Genomic DNA, 23,699 nt, shown 5'->3' with positions numbered 1-23,699 from the left:
TGACGCTGCCACTGCAGCGCCAGTCGATCTCAACCTAGGCGAGAAGATGTAAGGATTGCGCCTAGCCGGTGTCAGCAGCGCGTTAGGGCTGCGCGTCGAACTTCGGCAACGGCAGCTGCGCTGCCTGCTGAAAAAAACGCGCGATGGCGCGTAGCGCCTGCTGGCTTTTTCCGTGGGGCGTGGGAAATGGAAGCTGTGCCGCGGCCGGCCCGCACCCGCACGGCGGCGAGCGCAGGTGTTGTTCGTTGCTGGGCATCCGCTCGGCAACGCGGCGTCATCGCGTGCGCTACGCCGGCAGTGTCCGAGCGAGGGACGTGGCGCCCTCACCTGAGCGATTGCATCGTCGTACACCGGGCACTGCATCAGCCCAGATAGGGGCGCTCGCTGGCAAACAACAGCTGCTGGGCGCCACGCCGCCATGCATCCGGGCAGCGCTGGCCCAGTAGGACCGCCGCCATCGTGTAGGCCAGGCCGCGGCCGACCAGGCTCACGCCGCCCAACGCCGCTTCGGCCTGCTGCTGGCTGCCGCCGGCCTGTACCGCGTCGAAGAACCGGGCGATGTAGGCGCCATCTTCGCCGGTCCCTTGCAGGGTTGCCGCACGCAACGCATCCGTCTGCCAGCCCTCGCGCGCGGCCAGTGCCCAGGCGCTCGGTGCAGTGATCGGGTCGAGCCCGGCGCTTTCGGGTAGCACGCGTGCCTGCTGCAGCAATGCGGCGCTGGCGCCATGGGACGCGGCCGCGAGCCGGACGATGCGCGCCTGCACGTCGGCATCGGCGGCCGCCTCTGTCACTGCCGTGTCCAGTTGCCCGTGGGCCAGGGCGTAATAGCTGTGGTACGGCGTGCCCTGGGTGCGCTCACCGCCCTCCAGTGCCACGATCGATGCCAGTGATGGCGACTGCTGCGCCATGCCTGGCAGATCCATCGCCAGGCCGCGGTAGCGTTGCAAACGCGCCAGCAGCGGCAGTACGTCATCGGCCAGTGCCGGCGCGCGCGCTGCCTGTTCGTACAGCGCCTGGGCTTGCGGCAGATGCAGCTGACCGACCTGCACGGCCGCTGCAGCGCGCTGCAGCCACGGGTCATTCGGCCAGCGCGCCTGTGCGGTGACAAACGCCTGGTCGCGCTCGGGGGTATCGCTGCGGCAGCGGATCGCCGCGTACTGCAATGCAGGCGCATCCGGATGCGCCTGCGCAGCGGCGGTCTGTTGGCCGCACACCTGCGCCCGTTGCTCGGGCGTGGCGATGTCCTGCTGCATCCGCAGCGCCACCACGTCTTGCCGGTTGCGCTGCAGGCGCTCGGTCAAAATGGCGGGCAAGGCCTGTGGCGCTGCGCTGCGCAATTGCTCCATCCACTGCTCCAGATACGCCGAGTCCGCAGCGTCCCAGCGCGCGTGCGCGGTGATCAGGGCCAGATCGCGCTCCGGTCCCAGCTCGCCCAACAGCTCGTGGGGCGAACGCCCGGACACGGCCGTGAGCACGTCGCGGTACTGGCCGCCCTTGCCGCTGACCTTCTGCGGCGGCTCGCTGAAGATGTCCTGCGCCTGGGTGCGTTGCCAGCGTGTGGTGCTCAGGCTGCGCGTGGTGTCTTCGCTGGCCGAGCCGTAGCTGGCACGCCAGTTCAGCAGCAGCGCGGCACCGGCCACGTTGTAGGCGAACTGGCCGCCGTGGCCGCCGCTGGGCGCATCGAAACGTTCGATCGCCGCGCCGTTGGCGGTGCGGGTTTCCACATGATGGGTCGAACGCTCTGACAGGCGAAACACATGGCGCTCATTGGCCGGGATGGTGGCCGACTGCCCGTCGATGGCCACCGTCACGGTCTGCTGCAAACCGTTGTAGGCGACCACTTCGGCCATGCCCACCGCGCCGCCGGCCCACAACACGCCAGCCACGATCGATGCGGCCACCGCCACCCGCGCCACCGACGGAAACACGCCGTCGGCGGCCAGAAAGCGCTGCCACAGGTTCTGCCGCAGATCGCGTTGGCGCATCTCGCCCGGCAGGCGGATCGGGTAGTCGGTCGGTGCCGCCGGAGGGGTGGCGTCGGTTGGCGAGGTGTCGCCGCTGCGCAGTCGCTCGGCCACGGCGTTTTCTGCACGCAGCAACTCTTCCAGGCTGGCATCGCGCAATGTGCCCAGGGCGTCCAGGGTGACTTGCACCCAGCTGCCGGCGGCCTTCATCCAGGCATTGATGTTGTTCTCGTCGGCCTCGACCAGACCAAATTCCGGCAGGCACTGCGACCACTGCGGCTTGCCCAGGGCCTGCGCCAGCGGCGCGTTCATCTGCACCTGGCCGGCTTGCGCATACACCTGACCCAGCGCGCGTTGCACCTGATTGCAGGCCGCCACCAGCTTGCGCAATTCCTTGGACGAGACGCGGCCATCGGCGATCACGCTCTGGAAGGTCTGCAGGTACAGCAGATTGGCGTCTTCCAGATCGGCGATGGTGTGGTCGGTGTAATGCAGCACGGCCAGATAGCCACGCAGCAGCGCCGGCCAGCCGCCGCCGATACGGTTGGCTGCCGCCAGGTGCACGCTGCGGCAACGTTGATCATGGCCGCTGACGCGCGCACGCAGCACCCGCAGCTCGTCGTCCAGCTCGGCGATCACCGCCGGCAGCTGCGTGCGCGACAACGTGGTGCCCTTCCAGGTCACCACCCCGCCGGCGGCGCGCAACCCGCCATCCATCAGGCCTTGCAAGGTGGCGCGTTGGCGCTCGCGCTCGCGCAGTTGTTCGATCGCCTGGCCATCGTCGGGCAGGTACAGGCCGTCCAACGCCTGCAGCAGGTCGCCGGACGGCAGCGGCGTGGCATACAGCTCGTCCAGGGTGCGCGCGGTACGCGTGCACGAGCGCCCCAGGTACAGCCCTTGGTAGCGCCGCGACAACGACAACGCGGCGAAGTCGCGTTCCAACTGCTCCAGCGAAACGGCAGTGTCCACGCAGGTGGGCGCCTGGCCGTTGAACATGCCCAGCGACACGCGTTCACGCAGCGCCTGGGCGTCATGCAGCAGCTCCATGGCCGGGCGCGCATCGATGGGGCAGGCGATGTAGCGGCGCTTGAGATTCTCCTCGCGTGCGGCGCTGGGCGGATGCGTGGCCCACATCTGCGAGGGCTGTGCGATTTCGCCATGAAACAGCCGGTGCATCGGCGCTGTCTCGGTCGGTACCGCCGGCACCGCCCCATGGCCGGGGTCGTTCAACACCACGCGCATGTGTTCGATGATGCGCGACTGGATGGCGAACAGATCCTTGACCGGGCGGTCCTGGGCGAATTCGCGCGCGGCAAAGCGCAGCGCGCGCTGGAAGCCGTCATCGGCCGCTTCCAGCTTGTGCAGTGCATGCACCAGCGCATCGCTGCCGGTGAGCGATGCGGCGACCAGATCGGCCTGGTATTCCATCTCGCGCGAAAGTGCGCGCTGCGCCAGTACCACGCCGCGGAAGGCGATTTCGACCAGCGAGCGGATCGACCACACGATCAACGACAGCCCCCAGCCGATCCACGCCACGCGCAGGTCGATGCGCGACAGCGTGGCCAGTATGCGGTCCAGCGCATCGCGCTTGCCCACGATGTGCGCGGCAATCTGCTGGGCGATATACACCCAACGGCCGACCGCCATGGTGCGCTGGGCGAAATGCCCGAATTCATGGGCCAGCACCGCCTTCAATTCGCCCAGGTTGAGCACATTGACCAGGCCCAGCCCGATATCCAGATTCTTGCGCGAGGGCAGCAGCAGATTGATCAGCGACAGGTCGTAGAACACCCCGGCGTTGACCTGCGCCGACAGGTACACCTTGTGCGGGCGCGGTGCCCCGGCATCGTCGGCCAGCCGGTACAGGAAGGCGAACAGCGCCGGCTGCTCGGCGGGGGTGAGTTCCAGCGCGCGGGTGTCGCGTTCGGCGCGCTTGTTGAACACCAGCGCCTTGGCCATGAACACCGCCAGAAACGCCGCGCCGGCGGCCACCACCCATTGCCAGAATGCCTGCTCGCCACCGGAGCCCTGCAGCAAGCCGGCGACCAGCCGGTAGGCGGTCCAGCCGAACCACACCAGCAAGCCCAGGTACACGGCGATGAAACCGCCCAGGCCGAGCATGGCCAGCCAGGCGTTGCGACGATAGTTGCTGCTGGGCGCAGTGAGCTGTTCCGGCACCACGGCCGGGCCTTGCGGATAGAGCGATTCCATTCGTGTCCCCTGATGAGTGGCCGGGCGCCACGCAGTCGTTCGGCATCCCGGCCGTGCGATTCGATCCGCCGGGCGCGCTGTCCCCTCGCCCCGGCAGCGCAGAAAATAGCCGAGCGCGGCGACAAAATCCATGTGACCTGCGCGGCGCAGCACATGCCCGCCGCACGAGAGCCGCAGCGCGGCTGTCAGGCAGTCATGCCCGGGCTGCGGCGTGCTCGGCCTGCACCTGCTGCACCGCCTGCATGGCCGAGCGGGTCAGTGGCGTGGGCAGGGCATCGAGTGCGAACCAGCCGAGTTCCAGCAGCACCTGCGGTTCGCGCAGCACCGCCTGTTCCGGGCCCTGGATGCTGGCCAGATACACCGGCGCCACCCAATGCTGCGGCGGGTCCATGTCCGGCTCGAAGTGGCTGACCACGCAGAGCACGCGCTGCGGGTGCACCTGCAGGCCGGTTTCTTCGAGCACTTCGCGCACCACCGTGGCTTCCACGGTTTCCATCCAGTCCACCTTGCCGCCGGGCAGCCCCCAATGGCCTTGCTCGGGCGCACGCCCGCGCAGCACCAGCAACAGGCGGCCATCGGCGCGCTGGATGAAGGCACCGCAGCCAACGCGCGGGCGTAACTCGGAAGACATCGGCATCAGCAACTCTCGCAGACTCTGGCCCGTCAGTGTCCTAGATGTGGTGGCTGCGGGGAATGCTGGCCGGAATGTTCGATCGCCACGCCTTGGCACTGAGGAGCGCCATCCAGGAAGCAGCGGCGGCAGCGCGCAACTGCGGAAGGCATGCGCTTATCGCGGTATGGCAGTGCCGGCGCGCGATTACACCGCCTTAGCACCGCATTGGCGAGGATGGCCGCCTTTCCGCGCCATGTCGGCGCGCAGCTGTTGGAGAGGTGCATGTCTCGAATTCTCTTCATCGGTGGTCACGGCAAGGTGGCGCGCCTGCTCACGCCGCTGTTGGTGCAAGGCGGGCATCAGGTTACCGCGCTGTTCCGCAACCCTGCACACGAAGACGACGTGATGGCCGATGGCGCCACGCCGGTGGTGTTCGATATCGAACACGCACAGACCGATGCTATCGCCGCGCAGCTGGCCGGTCACGATGCGGTGGTGTGGTCGGCCGGGGCGGGCGGCGGCGATGCGGCGCGCACCTACGCGGTGGATCGCGATGCGGCCATTCGCTCCATGCATGCGGCCGAGCAGGCGCGCGTGCGGCGCTATGTGATGGTGTCCTATCTCGGCGCCGGGCTGGAACACGGCATCGGGCCGGACGATGCCTTCTTCGCCTATGCGCAGGCCAAGGCCGCTGCCGATGCGCACCTGCGCAGTACCACGCTGGACTGGACCGTGCTCGGCCCCGGCCGGCTCACCCTGGACCCGCCCTCGGGCCGCATCACCCGCGACCCGGGCAGCGATGCCGAAGGCGGCGTCTCGCGTGCCAACGTGGCGCAGGTGATCGCCGCCGCACTGGCAACGCCGGGCAGCATCGGCAAAACGATCGGCTTTATCGACGGGCAGACCCCCATTGCGCAGGCGCTGTCGCAGCTGGAATGAACGCAACACCCCATGCGATCCGCACTGCACGCGGCCACCGGCGCCGGCTAACGAATTCCTAAAGCCGGCGCCCGCATAGTCGCTGGCGCAGCCATTGTGGAGGTCGCTTATGTCCGCGTTTGTCAGCGCGCGCCGCGCCGGGATCCTGCCGCCGTATCTGCTCGAACATGTGGCGCAGGCTGCGCCCGCACACGCGCGCCGGTGCGCGCTGCTTTCGCGGCAAATCACCGCCCAGCTACGGCAGCAGCGCGCACTGGGGCTGCTGGCACGCGCCGATGCGCCGGCGGCAGATGCCAAGGCGCAACAGACCGCCCCGGCGGTGCAGCGGCGCATCTACGATGCCCAGCAAGGCACCGCCCTGCCCGGCACCCTGGTGCGTGACGAAGGTGCCGCCGCCACCCAGGACGTGGCGGTGACCGAAGCCTACGACTACCTGGGCGCGACCCACGATTTTTTCCAGACCGTGTACGGGCGCAATTCGATCGACGCGGCGGGCATGCCGCTGATCGGCAGCGTGCATTACGAGCGCGGCTACGACAACGCGTTCTGGAACGGCGAGCAGATGGTGTTCGGCGACGGCGACGGCGAGGTGTTCAACCGCTTCACCATCGCCCTGGATGTGGTCGGGCACGAGCTCACCCACGGCGTCACCGAGCGCACCGCCAACCTGATCTATCAAGGCCAGTCCGGTGCCTTGAACGAATCGATTTCGGACGTGTTCGGCGTGCTGATCAAGCAGTACACGCTGCGCCAGAGCGCCGACCAGGCCGACTGGATCATCGGCGCCGGCTTGCTGATGCCCGGCATCAAGGGCGTGGGCCTGCGCTCGATGCAGGCGCCCGGCAGCGCGTACGATGACCCGGCCCTGGGCAAGGACCCGCAGCCGGCGACCATGGCCGGCTATGTCGACACGCAAGAGGACGATGGCGGCGTGCACTACAACTCCGGCATTCCCAATCACGCGTTCTATCGGGCCGCCGTCGCGATCGGTGGGGCGGCGTGGGAGAAGACCGGGCGCATCTGGTATCGCGCGCTCACCGGTGGCGAGCTGGCCGCCAGCGCGGACTTCGCCACCTTCGCCGCGCTGACCATCGAGGTGGCCAGCGCCGAGTACGGCGCCAACAGCAGCGAAACCGCAGCAGTGCAGCAAGCCTGGCGCGACGTGGGCGTGCTCGCATGAGCCCACAACGGCCACCGGTGGAAACCGGCGTGACCTTGCGACTGGCGCGCGAAGGCGGGGTGGCGGCGTTTCCGGCCATGCGCCGCGAGCGCCAGTTGGCGATGGATGCGCTGGACGATGCGCAGCGGGTGCGACTGCGCAGCGTGCTGGATCAGTGCATGGCGCACGCGTTGCCGGCGCCGCAGGCCGGCGGTGGCGATCGCCGCTATTTCAGCATCGTCTGGGATGGCGCCAGCGAGCCGCTGCGCATCCCCGAAGAACATGCACCTGCGGAAATCGTGCAGCTGTGGAAGCAGGGCACGCTGTAGCGCAGGTCGACGGCCGCGGTGTGACCTGGAAGGCACCGCCTTACAGCGGCGCGTGCGACGCGCGGCATTGGCTTCTTACCCAAACGAAGACACCGCGCGGTGCGCGGTGTCTGTCGGTGAGCGAATGTGGTCCAACTGCGGATGCCTGCACCCTTTAAGCTGCCTAGATGCTCTAGGGCTGCACAGCTGGTGATGCATAGTGGCGCGCACCGCGTTAGCGCGACGTGCAGCGCAGCGGTCAGTCTGAAGACATGCCCCTCATCGCTGCACTGCACCAAGCACGCGGTGCGCGGCAGCCGATCAATTCTCCGGATGCGCTTCCACCAGATGCGCCAACAGCATCAACGAATCCTGCCAACCCAGGTAGCAGGCGTGTAGCGGAATCTGCTCGGGAATGCCTTCCTGCACCACGTGCAGATCGGTACCGCACGGCAGCGTGTGCAACTGCACCGTGGTGACCATGGTGCCAGGCAGCGAGGGGTCGTCGAACGCATCGTCGTAGCGCAACAGCACGTTGGGTTGCAGCTCGCGGTAGGTGCCGCCGAACGCGTGGCGCTGGCCATTGGCGAAATTGGTGAACGCCATGCGGAAGGTGCCGCCGACATGCGCATGCAAATGCTCCACGGTGCAGGTGAAGCCATTGGGCGGCAGCCACTTGGCCACCGCATCGGCTTGGAGGAAGGCGCGATAGATCCGCTCGGGGCTGGCACGTATGACGCGGTGGAGCGTGACGGTGGACATGGGCACTCGCTTGGGCAGAGAACGTCTCTGCATGCTAGCCATGAACCGGCCGTTGCACATCATCGGCAGGCCATGGCCCGCGTGCGCCACTATCGCGCACGGGCGGCGGCGGCTCGGCGGGGTATGAGCTGCTGCCTGCTGCACGCACTGCGTTGCCCCAGCCCGCAACGACGCGACGGTGGCCTGCTGCATGTGCGCGCCAGCTTGCCCGACCGTCCGACGGCAATGCCCAGCGACACACGCTCGCATTGCCGCCGCGACCGGCTTCGCGGATAGTCGCCGCACTGATCAGACGATTTTTCCATGATGCTCGTCACTGTGTTGCTGCTCGCCGCCGGACTGCTAGGTGCCGTTGTGCTCGCCGGAGGTCTGTGGTGGTTGCTGGCGCGACGCCGCGACGCCAAGGCCGATGACATCGCGACGCCGTCGGCAAGCAATGCGTCCACAGCACATGCGTCGCCCTCGCCGATTGCACCGGCACCATCGCCTGCCGCGCCGCTGCAGCAGCCCGTGCCGCCGCCCGCTGCGCAGACATTGCAGATCGAACCACCGCCGATGCGCCCGCTGTTGCGGCGCATGTATGCGGCGGTGATGGCCACGCCATCGCTGGCCGAGGGCACGCTGCCCGGCGACCCAGCCCAGGCCGAGGTGTTGGCCGCCGTCGCCGCCGCGCTCGAACAAGTCGACCTGCGGCCGCAATTGCTGCCGCGTCGCCCGCACCTGTTGCCGCAGCTGATGCGTGCGGTGAACGATCCCGATGCCTCCGGCCGCGGCATCGCCGCGATCATCGCGCAGGACCCCGCGTTGGCAGCCAACCTGCTGCGCATCGCCAACAGTGCGCTGTACCGCCCGCAAGGCGGCCCGCTGGAAAGCCTGGAGCGCGCGGTCGTGCATATCGGCACCGAAGGCGTGCGCCAGATCGTCGCCGCGGCCGTCATGCAGCCGGTGCTGAGCCTGGATGGCGGGCTGTACTCACGCCTGCCTGCCGCCGTGTGGGATTACGCCCTGCGCACCGCCACCGCCGCTGCCGCCTATCTGCGCGAACGCGGCGGCGACACCTTGTCCGGTCAACTCGCCGGCTTGCTGCAGGGCCTGGGCGCGATCGTGATCCTGCGCGTCCTGCGCGACACCTACGCCGAGCGCCGCGGCGTGCCCTACAACCTGGAGGTAGCCGCCGCCCTGGTCGAACGCCATACCGCCGCCGTGGCCAAGACCATTGCCACCGCCTGGGACCTGCCGCCACAGCTCGGCACCGCGCTGGACGAACAGCGCCCCGAACACGACACCAGCCTGCTCGCCACCCCGCTCGGCCTGGCATTGCGCTACGGCCGCCTCGCCGCCGCCCTGGCCATGCTCGCCCGCCACGGTGCCGAGCACGAAGACCACGCGCTCGGCATCCTGGCCACCCTGGAGCCGGACAGCGACGCCAACGCCGCACTGTGGCAGCGGCTGGTGGCAGCGAGCGTAGAGTGAGTTGCAGTAACGCTACGGCCGTTGCTTACCGCAGCATCCCAGCGTCAATCAGCCGATGACCATGTCCACTGCATGCCTTGAAGATTCGGCTTAGCCAGGCCCTGCTAGCTGCAGCTGGCGCAAATGCACTAACGCAATTAGTGCATTCGCAACTGGGGCATCCGGATGCAAGCGCACATCATGCTCACGCCGGCGCGCACAGACTGGCCGGGTTCCCCAAACGACGAGCAACATCCATGGATAAGAATCGTATCGACGGTGCCGCCAAGCAGGTCAAGGGCTCGGTCAAGGAAGCCATCGGCCGCGTCACTGGCGACAAGAGCACCGAACTGGAAGGCGCCGCCGAAAAGAATGTTGGCAAGGTGCAGCGCAAGGCCGGCGAAGTTGCCGATGACGTGCGCGACGCTGTCAAATCGAATAAGTAAATCGGGTGCATGATCGGTAGGCGGATGCCTGCCGTGCTGTAAACCGCATCAGGACTATGCGTCGCGTACATCGCACGCAGTGATGTAGCGCAAGCAGCGCTCGATCACCAACGCCCCGACCTGGTCGGGGCGTTGGCGTTTTGGCACGCGGCGCTGACGCTGTATCGCGCGTATAGAACAGCAGGATGGCGTGCATACCGAACCGGGTCTGAAGGTGGGTATGCATATTGGCGAGCGCCTTGCCAGCACCGGGACTATGGGGGCTACTCACTGATGGCAGCGCCTGGCGTGACGGATGCGAGACGGAAGGTAACCATCTCATCACCCGCGGCCGCAGCTTCGCTGCCTCACGCCAGCTGCTACGCAGTGCAGCACGCGGCAATGCGAGCCGCACCAATGCAGCAGCCTAGGCGATGTTTTCCGCATTGCAGAAGACATCGGCACCTGCACCTACAAGCCCATATACTGATGCCGATGCAGGATTCGTGGCGGCGCTGGAAGCGGCGCAGCGGCATGAGCGCGACAGGCATGCCGTCGAGGCGACGCGATGAGTGGTGACGTCGGCTGCTTTGAAGGGCATGAGTTAGAGCAAGCGATACCGTTTGGAAGCCACGCTTTTCGAAGAATCTGCCTGTTGACAACAAGAGTTAGTATCCCTAACTTCACCAGCATCCGAAAGACATCGGAGCTGTGGTTGATGGAAGACAGCAGAGAGGAACGCGTAGTGTTCCCGCAGGTGACGTGGCTGCTCAAGATCATCGCGACTTCGACCCGGGCCGATGACGTTATGTCAGGACGGATTCGAGATGGTATGCGTGCACCGATCTGCCGCTGAGTCACATGCTCAGTGGAGCAGCGATGCTATGAGTGAATCCTTTGCGCGGAAGTGATCCCGCGACCTGCCTTGCTCAAGTACGATGACCTGCCTACGTGTACGGATCGCGTATGAGACCCACCAAGGTTGCAATGTTCTCAGTTGCCATCCTCTGCGTAACTTCGCTATGTGCATGCGCACATACACTTGGTAAACCTACTTCGCCACTTCCAAAAGAGCCGCGTGCAATGACGACGCCTGATACTTCAATGGTCAACCCTACGCTCAGCGCTGTTGAGATTGGCGAAAGATTTCTGAAACTGCTGGGCGGGTTGGACTCCAGGAAAGATCTGACAGTCGATCGGGTCCGCGAAGTCACTGGCATTTCTCTGAAAAAAGTTTCCTTCCCCTCTGAGGCTCTTGAGTCGTATATCCACGGCCAAGCGCTTAGTAATGGCTGGAGCTACTTATTGGAGCTTACTCCCGAGTCTCGTGCTCTCAAGCAGGGCATTGGTCTGTCTTTTGTCAACGAGGATGAAGGATCTTCAAGTCTTCAAGATAACTGCGTCGATTTTGAGGAATACAAAAGTTCGCTTATTGAGTTGGGATTTGTGGATTCGCCCGTGCATGGTGAGATCGGCCAACTACAAAGCTGGCGGTTTGCTAATTTCGCGAAAGACGGAAGCGGAAACGATATTGTGATTTCGCTCGTTCCTCAAAATGAAGTGCCTGTTTCTCCCGGCAGGCTATGTGTCAAATCAATTGGAACACTGAACTAACCAAGGACGGAAGCTGATGGCAACGCCTAGCCCGCAACTCGAAGCAGCTCTCGCCAGCTTTTCTACGTATGAATTCACACATTGTATGCTGCGTCTGTCACCCCTTAGGATCTGCCAATGCGCTTCCCCCGAGCAGCCCTGCTCTTCCTAACCGCACTCTGCGCACCTGCACTAAGTGCTTGTGCCCATGGACCACTGAAGCCGCTTCCGAAGGAGCACGCTGACATGACTTTGCCAGAGGCTGTCACCGCCAACAAAATTACGCTTAGCGCTGAAGAAATAGGCAATCGGTTCTTGAAACTGGTCGAGGGGCTAGAGTCCCGTGATGACCTGAGTCCCGAACGTATTCGGGAAGTTATGGGGATCACTCTTAAGAAACCAGATCCAGCAGAGCTGTCAGTGGCGTACTGGAGCATCGATCTGCAAGATGGGTGGCGCTATGCATTTACCTATGTTCCAGAATCGCCCTCGCTTTTAAAAGGCGTGGACTTGACTTTTCAAAACGATAAAGACGATTGGTCTAATATGTCTGCTGTCTGCGGGCTTGATTTTGATCATTATGACAAGGCACTTAAAGCAATGGGCTTTAATGCCTCACCTAATTACGGACCGATTGGTCAGCTTGAGGATTGGCGTTACACAAAATTTGCAAAAGATGGAGTTGGTGGGGATATCGTTATTTCCGTTGTCCCGAGGAACATTGTGGTCCGTGAGCCTGGTCGACTTTGCGTCAAATCTATCGGTACGTTGAACTAATCAACAAGGAACGAAAGATGGCAGCCGTCAGCCCCCAACTCGAAGCAGCGCTTGCCCGTTTCTCAACTGATCCAAGTGTGACGCGGGATCAAGCACAGCAACTGCGCACGGCAATTATCTCCAACACAACGCTTCTTAAAGAGTTCGAGAAAGAGGCTAAACAAGGGCATTTGCAGGGATTTTCCTTACAGTCATCAGCTAATAGAGCCCCAAATTTAGTGGGCAGTTACGACATGCAAAGCGGAGTTATCACGCTCCCGACGGCAAGCTTTCAGCCAGCAGGCACAACTCCTAGTAGTGATTTAAAGGCTACGCTGCAAGTCCAACATATGACTCTGGTGTTTGCTCGGAGCACGTATCAAGATGTGGCCAGAGTCAGTCATCCTGTGACGCAGGATATGGTGGACAACTTGCAGTCCACGCTAAACAGATCACCGTTCCTTGCTGATCAGCTTAAGAAAGCGGCAACCACCGTCGATCCTTCGGATACATCAAGCCCGAAACGTGCACAACTTGAGAGCTTTGGATTTGTTGGACCGGGTGTCTCCGCCGGCGGGACCTATGATGGCAACAACAAGGTTATGAATTTGCCGCCGATTGGCTTGCAGACAGCATCTGCCAACAACCCTCAGGGCAGATTCTCTGAGAAAGATATGGTGTTCGTACTTGGGCATGAAATTCAACACAGCTTTAATCATGCGGATAAAACAAAAGCTACCGCCAACTTTCTGAATGATGTAAGGAGTCAGGCAATCGCCAAGACTCCTGTGCACGACTACACCAACGAGCTGCGTTCATATATCCAGTCGGGACGCGAGGACGAAGCGAAAGCAGAAATCGCGGGTTGGAATGCGTTACTCAGCCACGAAAGACAGTCTAATCCGACTGCCAATGGCCTTGATCTCATGTTAAACACCAAGAATGCGAGGACGCTAGATTTCGTACACAGGGATCCGCTTACCACTAAGGCAGTGGCAAATCCTGGCCTCGGCTTCAATCAGGATGGCAGTTTGTCTCCAACGGTCAGCAACATCGCCGCAATGGGCCAGCATTACTTCGACCGTCCATCTCCCCTCTACGCGCAGCCAGGCCAGCACCCGGTAGGCCTCGGCGAGCACCGCAATCAAGCTGGCCAGCTGCAGCCCACTGCGGATTACACCAATTACTACGGCACCTGGGCTGTCGAGCAGATCCTGCAGGCCGAAGATCGCGCGAACGTGATGTATCAAGGTGCCCGGCCGCAAGTGACCATCGATATGGCAGCGCTGGGGCTCAAAGAACATTTGATCGAGAACGAGGGGCTGGACCGAGGCGTCAACAAGTCACCGTTTCCGTATCAGGACACAAGTACCCGGCCGCCCACGCTGCATCATTTCGACCATACCCAGGATGGAAGCGTGAATCCCGCGCACGACCATACCTATGTTCCGGTCGTGCCCAGTGCGCCTGCTGCAACGGGTTCGCTTGGGCCGGACGATCCTGCGCACCCGGATCACCGCATGCTGGAGCAGATTCGCAGTGGCGTCCGCAAGATCGACGATAGCGTGGGCAAGCCGTACGACGACATGAGCGAGCGCGTCAGCCGTAGCCTGCTGGCGGTGTGCAAGGACAACCGCGAGGCCTACCCGGCTGCGGGGGATCGCTCGCTGGCAGACAATGCGTTGAGCCGCGTGGACCATGTTGTGATGGGCAAGACCGGCAACGTGTTTGCGGTAGAAGGGCGGCTGGATGACCCTGGGCACAAGCGTGTGCACGTGGAGATCGACCAGGCAATTCGCACCCCGGTGGAACAGTCGGACCAGAAACTCCTGGCGGCCAACCAAGCCATCGCGCAGGAAAGAGCCCTGACACAGCAGCAAGAGCTGGCACGTGGAATGAACGAGCCTAGCCAGGGCAGCCTGTCCCGCTAGATCGCACGCTTCCGGAGCGCTACGACACCATCGGAGCCGGATTACGGTCTGCGTTGCATCACCTCACGTCGCTCGATACACGCCCAACACGCAGTACGCGTATGCCAGTTGCGCACCGGCGCAGGGCGAGTGTTGCAACTTGCCCCTAGCCACCACCGCCCGCACACTCCCGTTCGGAGCCTAGAACTCCACACAGACAGCGGCACCCACCTCCGAGAATTTGGTTGGTTTTTTTGTGTCCGACCGAAAGGCTTGGCACGGCTCGGCGTTCTTGCACCGGGAGGGCGGCGAACACAACACCCGCAAGGGGAATAAGCCCGCCGGCTGTCTGCGGTTCCTAGCCTCCCGGCATCCCGCTGCGTTGTGCAGCGGGGGCTGTCTCATGGCAGGGAGAGCGGCATGCACGACGAACCCGCTACTGGATGTCCGAAGGCACGCAATACCGCCTGCTATGCGTATGCGACCAGCTGCGCCTGCTCGCTACCTTGGCCACACCGCGTTCGTGCGACGAAAGCACCATGGGCGTGCCGGCCATTCCACTACGGCAGTGGGCGCATTGCATGCAGCAGTTGGCTAAGCAGGTGGACGACGTATTGGACGCCTTGGGCACTGCTGGATAGTGCGCCTCCTTCGACGCACGCGAGGCGCCATGTGAGCGTGTGTCAGTCTCCCGTAAAATTGATCCAGCCATAACTAGAGGTCTCCAGCACACTAGCCACCAAGGAGACCAACAATGCGCAAGAGCAAGTTCACCGAGAGCCAGATCGTCGCCACGCTGAAACAGGTCGAGGGCGGCCGCCAGGTCAAGGATGTCTGTCGCGAGCTGGGCATTTCCGAGGCGACCTACTACGTCTGGAAGTCCAAGTACGGCGGCATGGAGGCCGCTGACGTGCAACGCCTCCGCGACCTGGAGACCGAGCACAGCAAGCTCAAGCGCATGTACGCCGAGCTCGCGATGGAAAACCATGCATTGAAGGATGTCATCGCAAAAAAGCTGTAGACCCGACGCACAAACGCCCGCTTCTGGCCTGGCTCGTCGAGCGGCATGGCTGGAGCGAGCGCCGGGCCTGTTCAGTAGTTGGCGTGGCTCGCTCGACAGCGCGCTATCGGCGCCGTCCCGATCGCGACGAGGAGGTCATTGCGCTGTTGTCCGAGTTGGCCGAGCGTTTTCCCGAGCGTGGATTTGGAAAGCTCTTTCAGATCATCCGCCGTCGCGGACATGTGTGGAATCACAAAAGGGTCTGGCGCGTGTACTGCTTGATGAAACTCAATCAACGACGTCGCAGCAGGCGCCGGGTCCCGACGCGCTATCCAAAGCCGCTGGCATGCGGCGATCGACCCAATGCTGGATGGTCGATCGATTTCATGTCCGATGCGTTATGGGATGGTCGGCGGTTCCGCACGTTCAATGTCATCGACGATTTCAGTCGGGAAGCCTTGGCCATCGATGTGGACCTGAATCTTCCGGCCGCCCGCGTCATCCGCACGTTGGAACGCATCGCAGCCTGGCGCGGCTATCCGAACAAGTTGCGTTTGGACAATGGCCCGGAATTTGTTGCATTGGCCTTGGCCGAGTGGGCTGAGCGCAAGGGTATCGCGTTGGATTTCATCGAGCCGGGGCGTCCGATGCAAAACGGTTTCATCGAACGCTTCAACGGCAGTTATCGGCGTGGCGTATTGGACATGCACATCTTCCGCACGCTAAGCGAGGTCCGCGAACAGACCGAACAGTGGCTCGCCGACTACAACCAACAGATCCCGCACGACAGCCTGGGCGGGCTAACGCCCGTCGAGTTCCGTGATCAACATCAACCGCAGACCTCTAGTTTTAGCTGGCATTGAATTACGGGGAGTCGACACGTGGTCGGGCGACGTCGCTGGCTTTGCTCGCTGACTGACCACATCACCTTTCGTGTTGACAGCGCTTTTGCAACGGGTCGTTAGCATTCTGTCGCGTTGATGCGGCTGCAGGTAAAGCCGTGCTTGTCTTCTCCCTGGAGTGATTACCTACATGCATGCCCTGATTGTTGTTGCACATCCCGAGCCGCGCTCGCTGACGCACGCCATTGCCGCGCAGGTGAGCGCTGGGCTGGAGGCGGCCGGCGGCGGCCACACGGTCGAGGTTGCTGACCTGGCGCAGGAAGGTTTCGACCCGCGCTTCAACCAGGCTGACATCGCGCTCTTTCAGCAGCGCGCGGCACCTGCGCCAGATGTAGCGGCCGAACACGCGCGGCTGGACCGGGCCAATGCGCTGGTGCTGGTGTTCCCGATTTACTGGTGGTCGTTTCCGGCGCTGCTGAAAGGTTGGATCGACCGGGTGTTTACGCTGGGCTGGGCGTTCGACGAAAGCGCCGACGGCAAGATCATGAAGAAGCTACAGCACCTGGACGTCCACATGCTGGCCATCGGCGGCGCAGACGAGCGCACCTACGCGCGGCACGGCTACTTCGGTGCGATGAAGACACAGATCAATCACGGCATCTTCGATTTCTGCGGTGCGCCGGTACGCACCTCGGAACTGCTGACAGTGCCGGATGCGGGCTTTCCGCAATCGCACTTCGACACAGCGCGCGCAATTGGTGCGCGGTTGTTTGCCGCAAAAGCAGCTGCATGTAGATGACCCGGCGCACTCCAGGCTACGGCTGCCGCGTCATTGTGATTGGCAGGTCTGCAAGCTGCCTGCGTGCCTGCGTGCCTGCGTGCCGATGATGCGCGCGCGTCATGACCTCGCTTGCATGATGCCGCGCTGGTCATGACGTGCAACCGCACCAGCGTTTGCTGGCCGCGCATGCACCCTGCGCGGCCGCGCGTCCGGGGTCGTGCAGCAACCTGTCGCCCGCCATCACGCATCACTCAAACGGCCGCGGAGACGGGCGCGAGGACTTGACAAAGGTCTGGTACAGCGCTGCCGCACGCTCATCTGCAACGACGCTTTCGATACCGCTCAAACCTCTTTGTGCGATGGCCGCCGATGCCTTGCGATCGCCGAGCAGATAGGCGAGCCGCAGATACGCTGCGCTCTCGACCAGGCTCTTTTGCAGGGTGTCGCCGTTGTAGACCTCGGACAGCCCATAGTAGGCGTAGATATTTCCGGTGGCTGCGGCCTTGCGCAATGTGGCCACGCCGCTCTCGAAACGGCCGCCAAGTGCGGTCTTGCTGCCGTAGAGCACAGTGGCCGCCGGATTGCCCGCCTGCGATTCGGCCTGCAACTGGGCCAGATCCAGCTTGCTCAAGCGTGCGTGCTCGGTCGGCGACGGGTAGCCGTGGGCAATCAGCCAGTGCGCTTCTGCCTGCGAGCTGGCCAGCAATGGGCCGCCAGCGATGCAGGCGCCTGAGCCGGGATTGCAGAGATACGGCGTTGTGGCGGCATGGGTCTGCGCTACACGCGTAGCCGGTGACCGCGAGACGTTGTTCGGTGCGGCACTGGCGGTGCGCGCGTGGGCCGTGGGCGCGATGGCTGAGGGTGTGTGCACTGGCGGCGGCGTGTTGGTGCAGCTGCTGAGTGCCACGACGGTGAGCGCGATCAACGCGGTGCTAACGACGTTCATAGGGCTGTCCTGATGCATGCAAGATGTGCGGGGTGCACATGCCGCAGCTGCGTTGCTCCTTGAGCCTGCACCTTGCGCGGCAGCGATGGCGCGGTCAAGTCCGCTGCACGCTGCTGCCGCTTTTTATCTCAGCCATGCCATTGACCCGCTGCGCGTGGCGAAGGCGCAGCAAATACATGCCTGCATAGCAGCGTTCGCTGGCGGCGAGGCGGGCTGGCAGCAGACGGGCGCATGGCATTGCACTGGCAGGCGTTTGGACTTTGGCCGCGCGCAATGCATGGCTCATGGCTTTGGGTCTGATCGACCGCCGGTGGATGTCCCCAGGTTTTGGCGGTGGCGCCTGCACCTGCTTCCGCAACGCATCAAAGCAGACCCAACAGCCGGCAATTTCGGCATTTCTGGACCGAAAACACAGCGATGTTTGCGTAATTGGGCTGCTTGAGACAATGCGTGACGTTTGTCGTTCTTTTCTCGTATACCGTGGCTAACAACACACAAAAGTGTGATGGGTGTCTCATATTCGAGGAGGGAGCTGGCCATGGGCGAGAACGGAACGGGGCTGCACACGCGGCCGGTGGGTGCAGAGCGGGCGTCGGCCCAGCCATGGGCTGCACTGCTGCCGGGGTTGGCATGGCCAGCAGGGATTGGCCCCCCGGCCGCGCCGACGCGCACCACGGCAGACGCAGCCAACCTCAAGCGTCTGCTACGCAAGGGCGCGCGCAGCCTTGTACGCACCTTGCCCTGGCGGCACCAGGACCGGCTGTACTTCCTGCATACGTTTGGACGCCTGCCGGATCTGTACGCACCGAAATGCTTCAACGAGAAGATCCTCTACCGCAAGTGTGTGCACGGTGATTACCCGCAATACCAGCGGTTGGCCGACAAGTTCGCGGTGCGGCCGTATGTGGCGGCCAGGATCGGCCAGGCGCATTTGATCCCGCTATTGCTGGATACCACCGACCCGCAAGATTTGCTGCGCTTGCCGCAGTGGCAGCAGACGGTGATCAAGGCCAACCACGGCGCGGCCATGGTGGAGGTAGTGCGCGATGAGCCGGACGCGCAGCAGAAACGCCGCATCATCGCGCGTTGCGGCCAATGGATGCGCACCGATTTTTCCGACATGGTGCGCGAGATCCATTACCGCGATATTCCGCCGCGCATTCTGGTGGAAAAATATATCGGCGATGCGCAGCAGGTGCCGGTGGACTACAAGTTCCACATGTTTCGCCAGGCCGATGGCACGTTCAAATACGTGTTGCAGGTGATCTACGGCCGCTTCGACACGCCGAAATTGTCGATGACGTTTTTCGTCGGCAACTTGCACGATGCGTTCCATCGCATCCGCGACGACGGACGCGCACCGCCATGTGCGCCGGAGCTGCTGGAGCAAGCGCTGGAACTGAGCAAGGTGCTGGCCAGCGACTTCGATTACGTGCGGGTGGATTGGTATATCCAGCACGGGCAGGTGTATTTCGGCGAACTCACCTTTACCCCAGGCGCCGGGTTGGTGACCGGATTGGGCCGCGGGCTGGACCGGATGATGGGCGATATGTGGGTGCAGCGGCGCGCGCCTGAAGAGCCGGGTCTGCCGATGCAGGGGTTTGGTGTGGGTGTGCGCGTGCCACAGCGGTGAAGCGTCAACGCAGGTGCGCTGCCCAGCCGATGCCGATGCAGCGCGCCAGCGCGTCTACCCCACGGGCTGCGTCAAGCCGGCCTGTTTGGCAAATTCGCCAGCGGCCCAGTCCAGAAACACGCGCACCCGTGGCGACAGCTGGCGGGCGCGGGAATACAGCAGCGACACCGGGTTGGACGGCGGCGGGGTATCGCGCAGGATCTCCACCAGCGTGCCTTGCTGCAGGTCGTGCGCCACATGGAAGCGCGGCACCTGCGCGATGCCCAGGCCAAGCCGGATGCCGGCCAGATAGCTTTCGGTCCCGGTGACGCTGAGCGGGCTGGGCAATGCGAAGGTGCGCAGCCCCTGGGCGGTCTGGAATTCCAGCGGTGTGACCACACCGGTGGTGATCGAACGCAAGCCAACCATGCGGTGGTGGTCCAGCGCTTCCAGCTGCGCAGGCATGCCGAAACGTTGCAGGTATTGCGGCGTGGCGCAGGTGAGGCGTTCGAGCATGGCCACGCGGCGTGCAACCAGTTCGCTGTCGCGCAGCGGGCCATAGCGCAGTACGCAGTCGATGCCTTCTTCCACCAGATCCACCCAGCGGTCGCTCTCGCTCATCACCAGCTGGATCTGCGGGTAGTGCGCAAAGAACGCCGGCAATCCGGGCAGCAGGAAGTGCCGCGCCAGCGTGCCCTGCACTTCCACCCGCAGCAGCCCCTTGGGTGCCACGCCACGGAAGCTGCCTTCGGCATCGTCCACGTCGTCGAGGATGCGCATGCAGCGTTGATGGAAGAGCTCGCCATCGAGCGTGGGCCGCACCACGCGCGTGGTGCGCTGTAACAGGCGCACGCCCAGGCGCGCTTCCATCTCGGCGATGACCTTGGTGGCGGTGGAGCGCGGAATTTGCATGTCGTTGGCCGCTGCAGTGAAGCTGCGCCGCTCCACGATCCGCACGAACAACCGCATGGCGTCGAACCGATCCATGACACTCCTTGCCCACTGTTCGGGCGCTGGAAACAGTGCTGTGCAGTTTAGTGTGATGATCGTCGTGTCATTGCATTGGATAGTTTCCGCAACGCCGCAGCCCGCGGCATAACGGAAGAACATGCATGACTCAGCAGCACACTGTTGCAGTGATTACCGGGGCCTCTCGCGGTATTGGCGCTGCCATCGCGCAGCGATTGGCCGGCGATGGCTTTGCCGTCGTGCTCAACTACGCCGGCCATGCGGATGAGGCCGATCAACTGGTGCGCAGCATCGAAGCGGCCGGTGGCCGCGCGATCAGCGTGCAGGCCGATGTCAGCGACCCGGTCGCCGTCGAGCGCCTGTTTGCCGCGGCCGAGACTGCGTTCGGCGGCGTGGATGTGCTGGTCAACAACGCCGGCATCATGCAGCTGGCCACGCTGGCCGACAGCGACGATGCCTTGTTCGACAAACACATCGCGATCAATCTGAAAGGCACCTTCAACACGCTGCGCCAGGCCGCACGACGGCTGCGCGACGGCGGCCGCATCATCAACCTGTCCACCAGCGTGGTCGGCCTGAAGCTGGAAACCTACGGGGTGTATGCGGCCACCAAGGCGGCGGTGGAAACGCTGACGGCGATCCTGTCCAAGGAATTGCGCGGGCGTGCCATCACCGTCAATGCGGTGGCGCCTGGCCCGACCGGCACGGCGCTGTTCCTGGACGGCAAGTCGCCGGAATTGATCGAACGCTTGTCCAAGGCCAACCCGCTGGAACGTCTTGGCTGCCCGGACGACATCGCGGCAGCGGTGGCGTTCCTGGTCGGCCCGGATGGCGGCTGGATCAACGGCCAGGTCCTGCGCGCCAACGGCGGCATGGTCTGACCCGCTGTGGCGCGCGGCAATGCGCACGCTGCTGGTTTCCCCCTCGAGGAGTAATGACATGCGCAAACGCATTCTGGTGACTGGCGCGTCCAGCGGCTTTGGCCGATTGGCCGCGCAAGCGCTGGCCGCCGCCGGCCACACCGTCTACGCCTCCATGCGCGATACCGCCGGCCGCAATGCCGGCGTGGTGCAGGAGATGGCCGGCTTGGCGGGCAAGCAGCAGCTGGCCTTGCACACGGTCGAGCTGGACGTGCAATCGCAGGCCTCGGCCGACGCGGCGGTGGCATCCATCGTGGCGCAGGCCGGTGGGCTGGACGTGGTGGTGCACAACGCTGGGCACATGGTGTTCGGCCCGGCCGAGGCGTTCACCGCCGAACAGCTGGCGCAGGTCTACGACATCAACGTGCTGGGCACCCAGCGGGTCAACCGCGCGGCATTGCCGCACTTGCGGGCACAGCAGCAGGGCCTGTTGGTGTGGGTGTCCAGCAGCAGCTCGGCAGGCGGCACCCCGCCGTATCTGGGCCCTTATTTCGCGGCCAAGGCGGCGATGGATGCCTTGGCGGTGCAGTACGCACGCGAGTTGGCACGCTGGGGCGTCGAGACCTCGATCGTCGTGCCCGGCGCCTTCACCAAGGGCACCAACCACTTTGCCCATGCCGGTACGCCCGACGACGCCGCGCGCGCCGCTGCGTACGAGGCCGGCCCGTATGCGGGCTTTGGCGAACAGGTGCAGCAGGCATTTGCGCGCTTGGTGCCCGAAGACGCCGACGTGGCCGAGGTGGCGCAGGCGATCGTGCAGGTGGTGAACGCACCGTTCGGCAAGCGGCCGTTCCGGGTGCATATCGACCCGGCGGGCGACGGCGCGGACGTGGGCTTTGCGGTCCTCGATCGCCTGCGCGCGGAGATGCTGCACCGTGTGGGATTGGATGATCTGTTGGCACCGCGCGTGGTGGAATGATGGGATGCGGCAGGCGCTTGGAGTGCCTGCCGGCCGTAGAGCGGCTAACAGACGGTGGCGAGCAGTCGTCAGCTGGATGTGGACGGCGCACTCACAACCGACGTGTCGGCGCGGTGCATGCCGCACCGAGCACCGGCTGCGCCCGCCTGGTGGCTGTGCCGTGGTTTTGTTGGCCGCTCTTCTTAGCGTGAAAGACAGTTCCTGCGAAGCGCGCGCTCCCACCGCATGACGTGCACCAGCACAATGTGCTGCCCATCCACGCGGTAGAACACGCCGCAAGGTGGTTCGACAATCTGGCGATAGCGCGAGCGCTGGAGTTCCTGTGGCCGGCTTCCGCTGTCCGGGTGTTCAATCAATCGCTCGACCTGCGGCAACACCCATTTGACCAGCGCCGCCGCTGCAGCGGGTGCGTTATCGATTGCGATGTAGTCGGCAATCGCGTCCAGATCAGCCAATGCCGGCACCGACCAGATTATTTCAGCCATCGCGCCATGCGTTGCTGTGCCTGTTCATGGCGCAGCGTACGGCCTTGCGCGACTGCCATTTCTCCACGGGCGATTCCTTCCAGGAGCGCAATGCGCTGCTGCATGCGCTCATCGCTGGCAACATCCACCAGATAGGCATTGGATAAACCGTGCTGTGTGATCAGGATTGGCTCCTTGTCGCGCTCTGCAGCTGCAAGGGGTTCGGTCGCCTGACGCTTGAGCGTGGTGACAAGTTCGGTGCGCATGCAGTGACATTAAGTATCACTTCGGGCGGGGCAAGCGGCCGGCCCGAGGACGCCACACTGCGTGGTCACCCCTCGCCCAACGGCCGCAGGCACAGCCAGATGGCGCACCAGTGCGACAGCGCGCCGCCCAGCACATGGGCGTGCCAGATGGCGCGGTTGTAGACCATGGATTTGCGCACGTAGAACGCCACGCCCACGGTGTAGAAGGCGCCGCCGGCAACGATGAGCCACAGCACCGCGCTGTCCAGCCCGGCGATCATCTGGTTGATCACCACGATGCCGGCCCAGCCCAGCAGCAGATAGATCGCCACCCAGAAGCCCTTGGCGATGCCGGGCAGGCACAACTTGGCGAACACGCCGAACAGGGCCACGCACCAGACGCTGAGGATCATCACCCAGCGCCAGGTGCCGTCCAGCGCCACCAGGAAAAACGGCGTGTAGGAGCCGGCAATCATGACGAAGATGCCGGCGTGGTCGAACTTGCGCAGCATCGGCTGGCGCTGCGGCGGTGCGAAGTTGTAGGCCGCCGAACAGGCGAACATCACCAGCAGCCCCAGCGCGTAGATGCAGGTGGCCAGCAGCATGGTCTGGTTGGCGTGCGCGCGCACCACCATCCAGGCGCCGCCGACGATGGCCAGCAACAGGCCGGCAGCATGCACCGCGATATCGGCGCGGCGGGCAGAAACGGACTTGTAATGCGGAGCAGTGACGTTGGCAGGCACGGGCACGGCGTTTCTTCGGTGTGGGGGATCCCACAGCGTGCAAGGCAGCCGTGACGCTGTGGGGGCGACAGGATACCCGGCTTGCTGAATCCGCTCAGTGAGGCAGGCTGGGCGCGGGCGCGCCGGTCTCATACCCTGAGACATCCTTTTCGTTTGATCTCCCTCT

Annotated in this window: 22 protein-coding genes, 1 other RNA gene and 1 pseudogene; 14 read left to right on the top strand and 10 right to left on the bottom strand. The window is 64.0% G+C overall.

From position 1 onward, the window contains the following. Positions 1-362 precede the first annotated feature (362 nt). Positions 363-4,085: a M48 family metallopeptidase gene (locus tag ACCQ07_RS00390; protein WP_372364102.1), complete on the bottom strand. Its 3,723-nt coding sequence runs from the start codon at positions 4,083-4,085 to the stop codon at positions 363-365. 283 nt (positions 4,086-4,368) lie between these two features. After that, positions 4,369-4,812, bottom strand: a complete 444-nt coding sequence (locus ACCQ07_RS00385) for an NUDIX domain-containing protein (protein ID WP_008573866.1) — start codon at positions 4,810-4,812, stop codon at positions 4,369-4,371. Between the two features lie 258 nt (positions 4,813-5,070). On the opposite strand from ACCQ07_RS00385, the gene ACCQ07_RS00380 reads away from it, so the two are divergent. The 3 genes from ACCQ07_RS00380 to ACCQ07_RS00370 all read left to right on the top strand — a co-directional run bounded on the left by ACCQ07_RS00380 (position 5,071) and on the right by ACCQ07_RS00370 (position 7,215). Then, entirely contained in the window at positions 5,071-5,727 is a 657-nt protein-coding gene (locus tag ACCQ07_RS00380) for an SDR family oxidoreductase (protein ID WP_372363680.1), read from the top strand. Between the two features lie 109 nt (positions 5,728-5,836). Then, positions 5,837-6,907, top strand: coding sequence for a M4 family metallopeptidase (locus ACCQ07_RS00375; protein ID WP_372363679.1), 1,071 nt, complete (start codon positions 5,837-5,839; stop codon positions 6,905-6,907). After that, positions 6,904-7,215, top strand: a complete 312-nt coding sequence (locus tag ACCQ07_RS00370) for a protealysin inhibitor emfourin (RefSeq protein ID WP_005917446.1) — start codon at positions 6,904-6,906, stop codon at positions 7,213-7,215. Before ACCQ07_RS00375 ends, ACCQ07_RS00370 begins: the two co-directional genes overlap by 4 nt. Before the next feature lie 300 nt (positions 7,216-7,515). Here ACCQ07_RS00370 and ACCQ07_RS00365 read toward each other — a convergent pair whose 3' ends face one another. Further along, on the bottom strand, positions 7,516-8,046 hold the full coding sequence (locus ACCQ07_RS00365) for an SRPBCC family protein (protein WP_031420509.1): 531 nt from the start codon (positions 8,044-8,046) through the stop codon (positions 7,516-7,518). A gap of 213 nt (positions 8,047-8,259) precedes the next feature. Here ACCQ07_RS00365 and ACCQ07_RS00360 point away from each other — a divergent pair, with 213 nt between their 5' ends. The 8 genes and pseudogenes from ACCQ07_RS00360 to ACCQ07_RS00325 all read left to right on the top strand — a co-directional run bounded on the left by ACCQ07_RS00360 (position 8,260) and on the right by ACCQ07_RS00325 (position 16,733). Then, positions 8,260-9,429, top strand: a complete 1,170-nt coding sequence (locus ACCQ07_RS00360) for an HDOD domain-containing protein (RefSeq protein ID WP_372363678.1) — start codon at positions 8,260-8,262, stop codon at positions 9,427-9,429. Between the two features lie 236 nt (positions 9,430-9,665). Then, positions 9,666-9,854, top strand: a complete 189-nt coding sequence (locus ACCQ07_RS00355) for a CsbD family protein (RefSeq protein WP_008575250.1) — start codon at positions 9,666-9,668, stop codon at positions 9,852-9,854. Positions 9,855-10,916: 1,062 nt separating this feature from the next. Further along, complete coding sequence (locus ACCQ07_RS00350; RefSeq protein ID WP_228735415.1) at positions 10,917-11,447, top strand: hypothetical protein; 531 nt, start codon at positions 10,917-10,919, stop codon at positions 11,445-11,447. Positions 11,448-11,564: 117 nt separating this feature from the next. Further along, a complete protein-coding gene (locus ACCQ07_RS00345) occupies positions 11,565-12,203 on the top strand; it encodes a hypothetical protein (protein WP_372363677.1) in 639 nt (212 codons plus the stop codon). 77 nt (positions 12,204-12,280) lie between these two features. Then, complete coding sequence (locus ACCQ07_RS00340) at positions 12,281-14,113, top strand: XVIPCD domain-containing protein (RefSeq protein ID WP_372364100.1); 1,833 nt, start codon at positions 12,281-12,283, stop codon at positions 14,111-14,113. Positions 14,114-14,512: 399 nt separating this feature from the next. Then, positions 14,513-14,733, top strand: a pseudogene (locus ACCQ07_RS00335) (XAC0095 family protein). 113 nt (positions 14,734-14,846) lie between these two features. Continuing rightward, positions 14,847-15,955 (top strand): IS3 family transposase gene (locus ACCQ07_RS00330; protein WP_122272034.1). Its coding sequence is split into 2 segments (ribosomal slippage): positions 14,847-15,108 and positions 15,108-15,955, totalling 1,110 coding nucleotides; the frame shifts between segments, so codons are not numbered across the junction. 169 nt (positions 15,956-16,124) lie between these two features. Next, positions 16,125-16,733 (top strand): NAD(P)H-dependent oxidoreductase, encoded by a 609-nt coding sequence (locus ACCQ07_RS00325; protein WP_014088904.1) that lies wholly within the window; start codon positions 16,125-16,127, stop codon positions 16,731-16,733. A 229-nt stretch (positions 16,734-16,962) separates the two neighbouring features. Here the strand turns inward: ACCQ07_RS00325 and ACCQ07_RS00320 are convergent, their stop codons facing one another. Both ACCQ07_RS00320 and ACCQ07_RS00315 read right to left on the bottom strand, forming a co-directional pair. Next, positions 16,963-17,640, bottom strand: a complete 678-nt coding sequence (locus ACCQ07_RS00320; RefSeq protein WP_372364099.1) for an SEL1-like repeat protein — start codon at positions 17,638-17,640, stop codon at positions 16,963-16,965. Positions 17,641-17,755: 115 nt separating this feature from the next. After that, a complete protein-coding gene (locus tag ACCQ07_RS00315; RefSeq protein ID WP_031420501.1) occupies positions 17,756-17,947 on the bottom strand; it encodes a hypothetical protein in 192 nt (63 codons plus the stop codon). A gap of 252 nt (positions 17,948-18,199) precedes the next feature. Here ACCQ07_RS00315 and ACCQ07_RS00310 point away from each other — a divergent pair, with 252 nt between their 5' ends. After that, on the top strand, positions 18,200-19,294 hold the full coding sequence (locus tag ACCQ07_RS00310) for an ATP-grasp fold amidoligase family protein (protein WP_031420499.1): 1,095 nt from the start codon (positions 18,200-18,202) through the stop codon (positions 19,292-19,294). A gap of 54 nt (positions 19,295-19,348) precedes the next feature. Here ACCQ07_RS00310 and ACCQ07_RS00305 read toward each other — a convergent pair whose 3' ends face one another. Beyond that, a complete protein-coding gene (locus tag ACCQ07_RS00305; protein ID WP_031420497.1) occupies positions 19,349-20,260 on the bottom strand; it encodes a LysR family transcriptional regulator in 912 nt (303 codons plus the stop codon). A 125-nt stretch (positions 20,261-20,385) separates the two neighbouring features. On the opposite strand from ACCQ07_RS00305, the gene ACCQ07_RS00300 reads away from it, so the two are divergent. Further along, on the top strand, positions 20,386-21,123 hold the full coding sequence (locus ACCQ07_RS00300; protein WP_031420496.1) for an SDR family oxidoreductase: 738 nt from the start codon (positions 20,386-20,388) through the stop codon (positions 21,121-21,123). Between the two features lie 58 nt (positions 21,124-21,181). Further along, positions 21,182-22,081 (top strand): SDR family NAD(P)-dependent oxidoreductase, encoded by a 900-nt coding sequence (locus ACCQ07_RS00295; RefSeq protein ID WP_372363676.1) that lies wholly within the window; start codon positions 21,182-21,184, stop codon positions 22,079-22,081. A 42-nt stretch (positions 22,082-22,123) separates the two neighbouring features. Here ACCQ07_RS00295 and ACCQ07_RS00290 read toward each other — a convergent pair. The 4 genes from ACCQ07_RS00290 to trhA form a co-directional block, all read right to left on the bottom strand. Then, positions 22,124-22,200: non-coding RNA, sX9 sRNA (locus ACCQ07_RS00290), on the bottom strand. A gap of 63 nt (positions 22,201-22,263) precedes the next feature. Continuing rightward, positions 22,264-22,566: a type II toxin-antitoxin system RelE/ParE family toxin gene (locus ACCQ07_RS00285; RefSeq protein ID WP_184423126.1), complete on the bottom strand. Its 303-nt coding sequence runs from the start codon at positions 22,564-22,566 to the stop codon at positions 22,264-22,266. After that, positions 22,554-22,811, bottom strand: a complete 258-nt coding sequence (locus tag ACCQ07_RS00280; protein ID WP_184423124.1) for a type II toxin-antitoxin system prevent-host-death family antitoxin — start codon at positions 22,809-22,811, stop codon at positions 22,554-22,556. The genes ACCQ07_RS00285 and ACCQ07_RS00280 overlap by 13 nt, the downstream gene beginning before the upstream one ends. A gap of 65 nt (positions 22,812-22,876) precedes the next feature. Further along, positions 22,877-23,539: a PAQR family membrane homeostasis protein TrhA gene (trhA, locus tag ACCQ07_RS00275; RefSeq protein ID WP_011345814.1), complete on the bottom strand. Its 663-nt coding sequence runs from the start codon at positions 23,537-23,539 to the stop codon at positions 22,877-22,879. Positions 23,540-23,699 lie beyond the last annotated feature (160 nt).

The sequence above is a fragment of the Xanthomonas sp. NCPPB 3583 genome, assembly GCF_041475715.2.
In the GTDB taxonomy this organism is placed as follows: domain Bacteria; phylum Pseudomonadota; class Gammaproteobacteria; order Xanthomonadales; family Xanthomonadaceae; genus Xanthomonas; species Xanthomonas euvesicatoria.
This window is presented reverse-complemented; position numbering and strand designations above follow the sequence as displayed.

Bases quoted from the DNA above. Each gene is read 5' to 3' on its own strand.
- ACCQ07_RS00390 (WP_372364102.1), bottom strand. From the start codon at position 4,085: ATGCTCGGCCTGGGCGGTTTCATCGCCGTGTACCTGGGCTTGCTGGTG.
- ACCQ07_RS00385 (WP_008573866.1), bottom strand. From the start codon at position 4,812: ATGCCGATGTCTTCCGAGTTACGCCCGCGCGTTGGCTGCGGTGCCTTC.
- ACCQ07_RS00380 (WP_372363680.1), top strand. From the start codon at position 5,071: ATGTCTCGAATTCTCTTCATCGGTGGTCACGGCAAGGTGGCGCGCCTG.
- ACCQ07_RS00375 (WP_372363679.1), top strand. From the start codon at position 5,837: ATGTCCGCGTTTGTCAGCGCGCGCCGCGCCGGGATCCTGCCGCCGTAT.
- ACCQ07_RS00370 (WP_005917446.1), top strand. From the start codon at position 6,904: ATGAGCCCACAACGGCCACCGGTGGAAACCGGCGTGACCTTGCGACTG.
- ACCQ07_RS00360 (WP_372363678.1), top strand. From the start codon at position 8,260: ATGATGCTCGTCACTGTGTTGCTGCTCGCCGCCGGACTGCTAGGTGCC.
- ACCQ07_RS00355 (WP_008575250.1), top strand. From the start codon at position 9,666: ATGGATAAGAATCGTATCGACGGTGCCGCCAAGCAGGTCAAGGGCTCG.
- ACCQ07_RS00350 (WP_228735415.1), top strand. From the start codon at position 10,917: ATGACGACGCCTGATACTTCAATGGTCAACCCTACGCTCAGCGCTGTT.
- ACCQ07_RS00345 (WP_372363677.1), top strand. From the start codon at position 11,565: ATGCGCTTCCCCCGAGCAGCCCTGCTCTTCCTAACCGCACTCTGCGCA.
- ACCQ07_RS00325 (WP_014088904.1), top strand. From the start codon at position 16,125: ATGCATGCCCTGATTGTTGTTGCACATCCCGAGCCGCGCTCGCTGACG.
- ACCQ07_RS00315 (WP_031420501.1), bottom strand. From the start codon at position 17,947: ATGAGCCATGCATTGCGCGCGGCCAAAGTCCAAACGCCTGCCAGTGCA.
- ACCQ07_RS00310 (WP_031420499.1), top strand. From the start codon at position 18,200: ATGGGCGAGAACGGAACGGGGCTGCACACGCGGCCGGTGGGTGCAGAG.
- ACCQ07_RS00305 (WP_031420497.1), bottom strand. From the start codon at position 20,260: ATGGATCGGTTCGACGCCATGCGGTTGTTCGTGCGGATCGTGGAGCGG.
- ACCQ07_RS00300 (WP_031420496.1), top strand. From the start codon at position 20,386: ATGACTCAGCAGCACACTGTTGCAGTGATTACCGGGGCCTCTCGCGGT.
- ACCQ07_RS00295 (WP_372363676.1), top strand. From the start codon at position 21,182: ATGCGCAAACGCATTCTGGTGACTGGCGCGTCCAGCGGCTTTGGCCGA.
- ACCQ07_RS00285 (WP_184423126.1), bottom strand. From the start codon at position 22,566: ATGGCTGAAATAATCTGGTCGGTGCCGGCATTGGCTGATCTGGACGCG.
- ACCQ07_RS00280 (WP_184423124.1), bottom strand. From the start codon at position 22,811: ATGCGCACCGAACTTGTCACCACGCTCAAGCGTCAGGCGACCGAACCC.